Origin of the sequence: Mixta sp., assembly GCF_024610815.1 — a bacterium.
Lineage (GTDB): Bacteria > Pseudomonadota > Gammaproteobacteria > Enterobacterales > Enterobacteriaceae > Mixta > Mixta calida.
Genome location: NZ_JANION010000224.1, coordinates 17,445 through 28,455 on the forward strand (window position 1 = coordinate 17,445; position 11,011 = coordinate 28,455).

The 11,011-nt window shown below is 58.1% G+C and carries 10 protein-coding genes; 6 read left to right on the top strand and 4 right to left on the bottom strand.

Features of this window, described 5'->3' with window-relative positions; genetic code table 11:
• Window positions 1-223 precede the first annotated feature (223 nt).
• Window positions 224-667 (top strand): transcriptional regulator SlyA, encoded by a 444-nt coding sequence (slyA, locus tag MYY08_RS17280; protein WP_162287233.1) that lies wholly within the window; start codon window positions 224-226, stop codon window positions 665-667.
• A 54-nt stretch (window positions 668-721) separates the two neighbouring features.
• Here slyA and slyB read toward each other — a convergent pair whose 3' ends face one another.
• On the bottom strand, window positions 722-1,189 hold the full coding sequence (slyB, locus tag MYY08_RS17285; RefSeq protein ID WP_038626284.1) for an outer membrane lipoprotein SlyB: 468 nt from the start codon (window positions 1,187-1,189) through the stop codon (window positions 722-724).
• A gap of 286 nt (window positions 1,190-1,475) precedes the next feature.
• On the opposite strand from slyB, the gene anmK reads away from it, so the two are divergent.
• From anmK to pdxY, 5 genes are all read left to right on the top strand, one after another.
• Complete coding sequence (anmK, locus tag MYY08_RS17290) at window positions 1,476-2,594, top strand: anhydro-N-acetylmuramic acid kinase (RefSeq protein ID WP_038626282.1); 1,119 nt, start codon at window positions 1,476-1,478, stop codon at window positions 2,592-2,594.
• Between the two features lie 22 nt (window positions 2,595-2,616).
• Complete coding sequence (locus tag MYY08_RS17295) at window positions 2,617-2,925, top strand: MliC family protein (protein WP_038626280.1); 309 nt, start codon at window positions 2,617-2,619, stop codon at window positions 2,923-2,925.
• Between the two features lie 66 nt (window positions 2,926-2,991).
• Window positions 2,992-3,648 carry a pyridoxamine 5'-phosphate oxidase gene (gene pdxH, locus MYY08_RS17300; protein WP_288015111.1) on the top strand — a complete coding sequence of 219 codons (657 nt, stop codon included), beginning with the start codon at window positions 2,992-2,994 and terminating at the stop codon, window positions 3,646-3,648.
• 132 nt (window positions 3,649-3,780) lie between these two features.
• Entirely contained in the window at window positions 3,781-5,055 is a 1,275-nt protein-coding gene (gene tyrS, locus MYY08_RS17305; protein WP_038626278.1) for a tyrosine--tRNA ligase, read from the top strand.
• A gap of 62 nt (window positions 5,056-5,117) precedes the next feature.
• Window positions 5,118-5,978, top strand: a complete 861-nt coding sequence (gene pdxY, locus MYY08_RS17310; RefSeq protein ID WP_288015115.1) for a pyridoxal kinase PdxY — start codon at window positions 5,118-5,120, stop codon at window positions 5,976-5,978.
• Between the two features lie 67 nt (window positions 5,979-6,045).
• Here pdxY and gstA read toward each other — a convergent pair whose 3' ends face one another.
• From gstA to betT, 3 genes are all read right to left on the bottom strand, one after another.
• Window positions 6,046-6,651, bottom strand: a complete 606-nt coding sequence (gene gstA / locus MYY08_RS17315) for a glutathione transferase GstA (protein WP_084971376.1) — start codon at window positions 6,649-6,651, stop codon at window positions 6,046-6,048.
• 119 nt (window positions 6,652-6,770) lie between these two features.
• The gene (dtpA, locus tag MYY08_RS17320; protein ID WP_084971378.1) at window positions 6,771-8,276 is read right to left on the bottom strand and encodes a dipeptide/tripeptide permease DtpA; all 1,506 of its coding nucleotides are present in this window, start codon (window positions 8,274-8,276) and stop codon (window positions 6,771-6,773) included.
• 533 nt (window positions 8,277-8,809) lie between these two features.
• Complete coding sequence (gene betT, locus MYY08_RS17325; protein ID WP_052133898.1) at window positions 8,810-10,819, bottom strand: choline BCCT transporter BetT; 2,010 nt, start codon at window positions 10,817-10,819, stop codon at window positions 8,810-8,812.
• Between the last annotated feature and the right edge of the window lie 192 nt (window positions 10,820-11,011).

The window sequence follows — 11,011 nt, forward strand, 5'->3', positions numbered from 1 at the left end:
CGAAGGCGGTTTATGCCGTTTCTGGACGTAAGGAAGAAAATCAGAGAAGTGCGTAGAAGCGGGGAGTGAAAGGAGAAGAAACCGCCGCTGCCGCCCGATTGCAGGGCGTCAATCATCAGGAATAACGGCCTTTAGCAGGGCGTGCTGAATTTGTATTTTGCATTGTAAACTCGCAAAATAGGCTAAAATCATGCTTGATTGCTAGCAAGCTAATTATAAGGAGATGAAATTGGATACGCCATTAGGAACGGATTTGGCACGTTTAGTGCGCATCTGGCGTGCGCTAATCGATCAACGACTTAAACCGCTGGAACTTACACAGACGCACTGGGTCACTCTGCATAACATCCATCAGTTGCCTCCTCATCAGTCACAGATTCAGCTGGCTAAAGCTATCGGCATTGAACAGCCTTCTCTGGTGCGCACGCTCGACCAACTCGAAGAGAAAGGGCTGATTGTCCGCTGCACCTGCGCTAACGACCGGCGGGCGAAACGCATCAAGCTGACCAAAGCGGCGGAACCCATTATCCAGCAGGTCGAACATGTCATTGACGCGACGCGCGACGATATCCTGGCGGGCATCTCAAAACGGGAAGTGGATCAGTTAATTACGCTGATCGCGCGGCTGGAAAAAAATATTGTCGAACTGCAGAAAAAGAGCGAATAGCCGCCATAAAAAAACCGACGCGCGGCGTCGGTTTTTCAAGCCAGACAGCTAAGATTAACGGGGAGAAACGGTTACCTGGCTGCCATTTGACGCCAGCATTACGCGTTGACCGACGGAGTAGCGGCTGGCTGCCTGCTTCTGCACCACGAGAATGGTGTTGCCGTCGTCCTTACGGATCTCCAGTTCTACGCCGTCCGTTTTATTCATCGCGCCCTGAACGCCCTGGCCCGCTACGCCGCCAAGCACCGCGCCGCCCGCCGTCGCCAGACTGCGGCCCGTGCCGCCGCCGACGGTATTGCCCAGGAAGCCGCCCAGTACCGCACCGCCGATAGCGCCGATCACGTTATTCTCATCTCCGCCCTGGATTTTTACCGGACGTACGGAAACCAGCGTACCGTAGCTTACGCTCTGCACCTGCTTGGCTTCGTTGGCGCTGTATACGTCGCCGGAAAGCGTATCCGTATTGGTACAGCCTGCCAGCGTGATGCCAGCCAGCGCCACGACACATAAACGCTTAATCATATAAAACTCCTTTCATGACTGTCGGCTGCATCGAAAAGGCAGCCATAGATAATTCATTATATGGCATAACCTTCGTCTGTCTCGCTCTCCTGCGAACCAAACGATGGCTGAGCATAGACCGCGATGTATAAACAAAAATTCAATAATGCCAGGAAAAAATACTCCCTGAGTGTAAAAGCGTCGAGCTGTCTATGAAAACTAACAATTAATCATAGAATTAACGGGTCTTTTTTGCCAGGCTGAAAATAATCTGAATGCTCTTCCATTAAGGAAGTAAGGTAAGACAATGAAATCGGGACGCTATATTGGCGTGATGTCCGGCACCAGCCTGGATGGCGTGGATGTGGTGTTGGCGGCGATTGACGATCGCATGGTGGCGCAGCAGGCCAGCTACTGCCATCCGGTGCCGCAGGCACTGCGCCAGGAACTGCTGGCAATCAATCAGGGACAGAGCCTGACGTTGTCGCAGCTGGGGCAGCTGGACACGCGCCTGGGGCGCCTGTTCGCCGAGGCGGTGCTGACGTTGATGAAGCAGCAAAACCTGAGCGCAGAGGATATCACCGCTATCGGCTGCCACGGGCAGACCGTCTGGCATGAGCCCTGGGGCGAGGCGCCCTGTACCATGCAGATCGGCGACAATAATCAGATAGCCGCCGCGACCGGCGTGACGGTCGTGGGCGATTTTCGTCGACGCGATATGGCGCTGGGCGGACAGGGGGCGCCGCTGGTGCCCGCTTTTCATCAGGCGCTGCTGATGCACCCGCAGGAGCGGCGCATGGTGCTGAATATCGGCGGCATCGCCAATCTCTCGCTGCTGATCCCCGGCAGGGCGCCAGGCGGTTACGACACCGGTCCCGGCAATATGCTGATGGACGCCTGGATCTGGCGCCATCGCGGGCAGCCCTATGACAAGGACGGCGCCTGGGCCGCCAGCGGCACCGTCATCCTGCCGCTGCTGAAGCAGATGCTGAGCGACGCCTGGTTCGCTTTGCCGGCGCCGAAAAGTACCGGCAGGGAATATTTTAATTTCGGTTGGGTGGAACAACAGCTGCGCCGCTTTCCTGGCCTGGCGCCGCAGGATGTGCAGGCGACGCTGCTGGAGCTGACGGCGGTGACCATCAGCGAGCAGGTGCTGCTGAGCGGCGGCTGCGATCGACTGCTGGTGTGCGGTGGCGGCGCGCGTAATCCGCTGCTGATGGCGCGGCTGGCGGCGCAGCTGGCCGGCACGGAAGTGTTGACGACCGACGAGGTGGGCATTAACGGCGACGATATGGAAGGGCTGGCGTTTGCCTGGCTCGCCTGGCGCACGCTGTCCGGGCTGCCCGGCAATCTGCCTTCGGTCACCGGCGCGCGCGAAGCAACTATCCTGGGGGCGATCTATCCCGCCAACCGTCCGCCGCTGTAAATATCGCAATGAGAGAAAAAACATGAAAAAGAGCCTGACGTTAACGATCGCGCTTCTGTTGACCGGCTGCGGGCTGGCCGGCAAGCAGCAGGATGAGGCGCAGGTGCTGCACTATCGCTGCGGCACGCTGCCGCTGACGGTCACTCTGACGCAGCAGCAGGCGCAGCTGGTGATGAACGGCCAGTCGCTGACGCTGCGGCAGGAGGCTTCCGCCTCCGGCGCCAGCTACAGCGACGACACCTGGCGCCTTCGCACCGAAGGCGACAGCGCGACGATAGAGCGCAACCAGCGCATAATCGTTAATGACTGCCAGCGCGAGGGCATGCGCTAACGCGTTGAATTTCATCAAGGGGAGTAGCACAATGCATTCACCCTTTCGCTATGGTTGAATCCGGTTATGAGTGACAACGAGAGTTTGCAACAGATTGCCCACCTGCGGCGCGAATATACCCGCGGCGGCTTGCGTCGTAAGGATCTTCCCGAGCGGCCGCTGGTGCTGTTTGAACAGTGGCTGCGTCAGGCGTGCGACGCCCAGCTCCCCGATCCCACCGCGATGTGTGTCGCTACGGTGGACGCACAGGGGCAGCCATACCAGCGCATCGTGCTGTTGAAGCACTTTGATGAGCGCGGCATGGTGTTTTACACCAATCTGGGCAGCCGTAAGGCGCAGCAGCTGGCGGATAACCCGCGCGTCAGCCTGCTGTTTCCCTGGCACTTTCTTGAGCGTCAGGTGATGGTGCTGGGGCAGGTGGAAAAGCTCTCGACGCTGGAGGTGGTGAAATATTTCCACAGCCGTCCGCGCGACAGCCAGATCGGCGCCTGGGTATCGCAGCAGTCGAGCCGCATTTCGGCGCGGGGCGTGCTGGAGGGCAAATTCCTCGAACTGAAGCAAAAGTTCAGTCAGGGCGATGTGCCGCTGCCCAGTTTCTGGGGCGGCTTCCGCGTCAAATTCGATGCGATGGAGTTCTGGCAGGGCGGCGAAAACCGGCTGCACGATCGCTTTTTCTATCAGCGTGAAGGCGACAGCTGGAAAATCGATCGGCTGGCGCCCTGAATTCAGCAAATATCGTTTGCAGCGCTGGCGCTGGCGGCGGCGGCGCTTTATTCTATACGCCTTCATTTCTCCGCATGTCAGCGGAAAGCTGTGTACCAGCATAGGTGCAGTCGTTACAACATGGAGTCTTTAATGACCAGCAGTAACCTGATTAAACAATTGCAAGAGCGGGGCCTGGTAGCCCAGGTGACGGACGAGGATGCGTTAGCAGAGAGACTGGCGCAAGGGCCAATCGCTCTCTATTGCGGCTTCGACCCAACCGCCGACAGCTTGCATTTGGGCCATCTGGTACCTTTGCTTTGTCTGAAACGTTTCCAGGATGCAGGACACAAACCCGTTGCGCTGGTGGGCGGCGCCACCGGTCTGATCGGCGATCCCAGCTTCAAAGCGGCTGAACGCAAGCTGAACACCGCCGAGACGGTCAATGAATGGGTTGAAAAAATCCGCGGTCAGGTTGCGCCGTTCCTCGATTTCGACTGTGGCGACAACAGCGCCATCGCGGCGAACAACTACGACTGGTTCGGCAGTATGAACGTGCTGACCTTCCTGCGCGATATCGGCAAGCACTTCTCTGTTAACCAGATGATTAACAAAGAAGCGGTCAAACAGCGCCTGAACCGTGAAGATCAGGGCATTTCCTTTACCGAATTCTCCTATAACCTGCTGCAGGGTTACGATTTCGCCTGCCTGAACGAACGCTATGGCGTGGCGTTGCAGATCGGCGGGTCCGATCAGTGGGGCAATATTACATCCGGCATCGATCTGACGCGTCGTTTGCATCAGAACCAGGTGTTTGGCCTGACCGTGCCGCTGATCACCAAAGCGGACGGCACCAAATTCGGCAAAACCGAAGGCGGCGCAGTATGGCTGGATGCGAAGAAAACCAGCCCGTACAAGTTCTACCAGTTCTGGATCAATACCGCCGACGCTGACGTTTACCGTTTCCTGAAATTCTTCACCTTTATGAGCATTGAAGAGATCGATGCGCTGGAGGAAGAGGATAAAAACAGCGGCAAGGCGCCGCGCGCGCAGTATGTGCTGGCGGAGCAGGTTACGCGTCTGGTGCATGGCGAAGCGGGTCTGGAAGCGGCGAAGCGCATTACCCAGAGCCTGTTCTCCGGCAGCCTGAGCGACATGACCGAAGCGGACTTCGAGCAGCTGGCGCAGGACGGCATGCCGGTTATCCATCTGGAGGCCGACGCCGATCTGCAGCAGGCGCTGGTCACGGCGGAGCTGGTGCCGTCGCGCGGTCAGGCGCGCACCATGATCAGCTCTAACGCGGTTACGGTTAATGGTGAAAAGCAGTCTGACGCGGAGTACCGCTTTAGCGACGGCGATAAGCTGTTTGGCCGCTTTACGCTGCTGCGCCGCGGTAAAAAGCACTACTGTCTGGTGTGCTGGAAATAATAAGATGCTTAAGGCCGGTTCGACCGGCCTTAATTTTTTGGCAAGGCTGTGCAGGTTTTATGATGAAAAATATTCTCGCTATTCAGTCTCACGTCGTATTCGGTCACGCAGGCAACAGTGCGGCGGAATTCCCGATGCGCCGCATGGGCGTCAATGTCTGGCCGCTCAATACCGTGCAGTTTTCCAACCATACGCAGTATGGCCACTGGACCGGCACCGTGATGCCCGCGTCGCACTTAACCGATATTGTGAAGGGCATCGCCGATATCGATCGCCTGAAGACCTGTGACGCGGTATTAAGCGGTTATTTGGGGTCTGCGGAGCAGGGCGAACAGATTCTGGAGATCGTGCGTCAGGTGAAAGCGGCGAATCCCAACGCCTGGTATTTTTGCGATCCGGTGATGGGCCACCCGGAGAAAGGCTGCATCGTGGCGCCGGGCGTGGCGGAATTTCACTGCAAATCTTCGCTGCCCGCCAGCGACATTATCGCGCCGAACCTGCTGGAGCTGGAGATGCTCAGCGGCACCAGCGTCGCCAGCGTCGAGGAGGCAGTGACAGTGTCACGTAAGCTCATCGCTCAGGGGCCGAAAATCGTACTGGTGAAACATCTGGCGCGCGTCGGGCGCCGCAGCGATCGTTTTGAAATGCTGCTGGTGACGGCGCAGGAAGCCTGGCATATCAGCCGTCCGCTGATCGATTTCGGCGTGCGTCAGCCGGTCGGCGTCGGCGATCTTACCAGTGGCATGTTGCTGGTCAACCTGCTGAAAGGCGAAACGCTGAAGCAGTCGCTGGAGCATATTACCGCCGCAGTGTATGAGGTGATGCTGAAAACCCATGAAATGGGCGAGTATGAGCTGCAACTGGTGGCGGCTCAGGAGAGCATCGCGCGGCCAACGCAGCATTTCGCCGCCGAAAGGCTGTAAGCGTCTGCAGGCGCTCAGCCTGATACGCGGTTAACAAAACGGGACGCCTGCGCGTCCCGTTGTCATATCAGGCCAGCCCTTCCGCCTTCAACGCGGCGATCACCGCCGGACGTTCCGCCACGCGCGCCTGCCAGGCGGCCAGCGCCTCAAGCGCGCTAAGATCCAGCTTGACCGCTTTCGCCCAGCGCGTCACGACGAACAGATAAGCATCCGCCACGGTAAAGCGCGCGCCGAGCAGCCACTGCTTATCGCGCAGCGCATTATCGACATAGCGGAACTTCGTCAGCAGCTGCTCGCGCTGCTTCACCTTGAACTCTTCCGGCGTATCGGGGCGAAACAGCGGGCTGAAGCCCTTATGCAGTTCGGTAGAGATATAGCTCAGCCACTCCAGCGTATGGTAGCGCGTCAGGCTGCCCGCCGGGGCCAGCAGCTGGCGATCGGGCTTCAGGTCCGCCAGGTACTGCACGATAGCGGTGCCTTCGGTAAGCAGCGTGCCGTCATCCAGCTCCAGCGCCGGAACCTGACCTTTCGGGTTGATCTGCAGATAGTCTTCGCCGCGTTCGGTCACTTTTTTCGCCAGGTCGACATTAACCTGAGTGAAATCGAGATCGCATTCGCGCAGAACGATATGGGGAGAAAGGGAACAGGCGCCAGCTTTACTGAAGAGTTTCATACAATGCTCCTTGTTGCATGCGGGGGTAAGGATCATCCTACTGCGCGACCGGGCAAATGTCAGTGCGGGGGCAATAAAAAAGCCGTCGCAGGGACGGCTTTTTCACTCCACGCGCTGAATCAGCTGTGGCTTTCCGCGGCCTGTTTCGCCGCCGCTTCGCGATCCACCGTCATCCGGTTCAGCAGCGGAGCGGTCAGCAGCATCAGAACGGCGATAACCCCGGTCACGATGCCGATCTGCTTAAACACGTCGCTGTAAACCTGCAGCGACTGCAGCGGATCGGTCACGTTTTCCGGCACCGCCATCAGGTTGGCGACCTTGCCGGCAATCATCGCGGCGCCGGCGGTGGTCAGGAACCAGGAGCCCATGATAAAGCCCATCAGGCGCTGCGGCACCAGCTGCGCCACCATCGCCAGGCCGAGGCCGGAGATCATCAGCTCGCCGACGCTCTGCAGCGCATAGCTCAGGATCAGCCAGTTAACGGAAACAATGCCCTGCTGCGTGGCGAAGCTGGCGCCCAGCGGCAGCACGAGGAACGCGGCGGAGCAAAGCACCATGCCGAAGGCGAACTTGTGCGGCATCGGCATGCGATCGCCCAGCTTGTTATAGATGGCGGCCAGAATCGGGCTGGCGACCATGATCCAGAACGGGTTCAGCGCCTGATACTGCTCCGGCTCGAAGGCGATGCCCAGAATGGTATGTTCAACGTTGCGGATAGCGAAGAAGTTAAGCGAGGTCGGCATCTGCATATAAAGCACGAAGAAGACGATCGCTTCTACCATCAGCAGGAAGGCGACGATCATTTTGCGGCGCGCGGCACCCTGCAGCGCGAACGCTTCTTTAGCGAACACCAGAATGATGCCCAGCGCGATCACCCCCAGCACGATGCGGGCGATAAACTGGTGATGCAGCAGCCAGGTGGCGACCGTGATCAGCACCACTACGCCGATCAGCGTCATCAGCAGCTTGCCGAGGTTCAGCGGCGCGAAATCCGGCTTAGAGCCGTAGTTCTTCACCATCTTCTGGCAGAGCAGGAAGTTGACCACGGTAATTGCCAGGCCGACCACGGAGAGCGAAAACGCCACGCTCCAGCCGTAGCGCGCCGCCAGCCACGGCGTCAGCATCATGGACACCAGCGAGCCGACGTTGATCGACATATAGAACATGGTGAAGGCGCCGTCGAGACGCGGATCGTCTTTGTCGTAGCAGGTTGACAGCAGGGAGGCCGGGTTAGCTTTAAACAGCCCGCTGCCCATTGCCACCGTTGCCATGCCGATATAGACCATCGACACATCATGACCAGACCAGGCGACCAGCCCGTAGCCAACGCACAGCACCAGCGCGCCGAGAATAATCACCCGTTTGGTGCCCAGCACCTTATCGCCCAGCCAGCCGCCGATAGCGGTGAGACCGTACACCAGCGCGCTGAAAGAGGAGAAAAGGGTGATGGAATCGGCTTCGGACATCCCCAGCTGTTTAACCAGGTAGACCGCCATGATGGCCTGCAGGCCGTAATAACCAAATCGTTCCCACAGTTCGATAGAAAAGATCAAATAAAACGCTTTTGGCTGCTTGAACGCATTGAGGCTGACTGCCTCGTCAGTGTGTTTGTTTGCTGTAGACACTGTTACCTCTGTTGTTTCAACCTGATTTTCATCAGGAAATAAGACCGCGTCGCGGGCGAAGCCAACGCACGGTTCTGTAATAAAATCAGAAAAAACGGCGGTTAATTTCGCTTATCCCGCCACGGGTGGCAAGTGTTTTTTTATTTGCTGAAGATAGCGGCGGGATCAGGGTTAAGGGCAGGAGTCTCGCTTGTTAATTAGTGTTAAATTCGGTTTGCGATTTTATTGTCAGAATAATCTCTCTGTTTACCTGCCGGCGGCATCGAAAAAGGGCAATTATTCGCTAAGCCCCTGTTTGACGATACAGGGACAAAATATTGCCTGATAATGCAGAATAAATGACTATTTAATGCGCATTATTTGCCTTTTGTTGAGGCTTTATAACGGCTTGCGCGGGGGGGATCGCGCGTTGCGCGCGAGTCGTGAGCAAGATCACGCTTTAAAACAATAATTTAGGGCGAAAAATAAGCATGGATGCCTGTGACGGCGGGAAAAGGCGACCGGGTAAGCACGCCCGGCCGCCGAAGGATCCGTTAACGCACCAGATGCAGGAACTGCAGATGGCGCTCATAGTGATCGAGAATATCGTTAATGATCTGCTCTTCGGTATAGCCCACCAGATCGTATTCCTGGCTGCCCTCCCACAGATGCACTTCAGCACGATAATAGCGGCTGGCGGTCGGCAAATTACCGCTGCGGCGCATAAATGACGGCGTGCTGTAGCCCTGCATCTGCACGCCGTAGACGAAAGGCGCTTCCTCACCGTGCGCCACGCGAATGCTCATCGTGAAATCCTGCGGTGACAGGTCACTCTCTACCTGCAGACCTTTCTCTTCCAGCACCTGCACCACTTTGCCCAGCGCCGGGCGCACCGTCTCATCCATAAAACGATAGACCATATCGCGGCCCGGATAAGAGATGGCGCGGTTCAGACGGCGGCGCCAGCTGCTGGTGTGGCCTGGACGGTAACGCGCGGTCAGCAGCGGCGAGGCGATTGCCAGCGAGCGGCTGCGGTCGCGCTGTTTCTCATGATGCAGCGCGCGGTACATCGCCAGCACGAACAGCACCAGCACCAGCGAGAAAGGCAGGGCGCTCAGTACCACTGCGGTCTGCAGCGAGGTATAGTCGCCGGCGAACAGCAGGGAGAGCGTCAGCATACAGACCGCCGCCGCCCAGAAAATGCGCAGCCAGTTGGGCGCATCACTGCTGCTGTCGCTGGTGCAGGAGAGGTTGGCCACCACCAGCGCGCCGGAATCGGCGGAGGTGACAAAAAAGATAAAGCAGATCACCACCGCCAGCACCGTCACCGGCGTCGCCAGCGGATAGCTGGCCAGCATATGGTATACCGCCATCGCCGGCTCGCTCAGGGCGATATCGCCCAACTCCTTCATACCGTGCTGGAAAAAGGTCAGGGCACTGTTGCCGAACACCGACAGCCACGCAAGGGTAAAGCCCATCGGGATCAGCAATACGCCGATAACGAACTCACGCAGGGTGCGGCCACGCGAGATGCGGGCGATAAACATGCCGACAAACGGCGACCACGCGATCCACCATGCCCAGTAGAACACTGTCCAGCTGCCGAGCCAGCTGTCGCGGCTGGTGCTGCTGTAGGCATAGAGATCGAAGGTTTTGCGCGGCAGACTGGTGAAATAGTCGCCGAAGTTCTGCACCAGCGCGTTCAGCAGATGGCCGGTCGGCCCGGCGAACAGCACGAAAAAGAACATCAGCAGCGCCAGCAGCATATTCAGCTCCGACATGCGGCGAATGCCCTTATCCACGCCGCTGACGGCGGAAAGCGTCGCGGCGCCCATCACCACCACAATCAAAATCACCTGCATGGTGTGGCTCTGCGCGATGCCGGTCAAAAAGCTGATGCCGGAGTTAATCTGCATCACACCAATGCCAAGGCTGGTCGCCAGGCCGAACATGGTACCGACGATGCCGAAAATATCTACCGCATGGCCAATCGGCCCGTTAATGCGATCGCCGATCAGCGGATAGAACGCAGAGCGCAGCGCCAGTGGCAGGTTATGGCGATAGGCGAAGTAGGCCAGCGCCATCGCCACCAGCGTATAGATGCCCCAGCCGTGCAGCCCCCAGTGCATCATCGTCAGCACCATGCCGTCGCGCGCCGCCTGCGCCGAACCCGCCACCCCTTCCGGCGGCTGCAGCAGGTGATCAAGCGGCTCTGATGCGCCATAGAACAGCAACTCGGAACCGATGCCGGCGGAAAATAGCATCGCTGCCCAGGTGCCATAACTGAAGTCGGGCGTGGCGTGATCCGGCCCAAGCTTGATGTCGCCATAGCGCGAAAGGGCGACAAACAGCACGAAGCCGAGATAAAAGGCGACCACCAGCATGTAGTACCAGCCGAAGGTGGCGGAAGCCCAGGCCTGCGCCCGACCCAGCAGCGAACTGGCCTGTTGCGGAAAGGCCAGCACGCTGCCGGAAAAGAGCGTGATGATCAGCGCGGCGCCGAAAAACACCGCGCGGTTAAGTTTAACTGCCTGAATTGTCTGACGGTCCTGTGACCCCGGCATGCAAGCTCCTCATTCTGTTGCGTGAAACATCCCTGCCTGAAAATCCCTGCTAAACGCATGGTTTTGTTATTCAATTGTTATCAAGTCTAGTTTTTATTGATTGAACGTTCAATATAAAAAAGCTAGGCTATAGCCACATAAGTCGTTAAGAGTGACGGGACGATGCCAAAAGTTGGAATGAAGGCCATACGC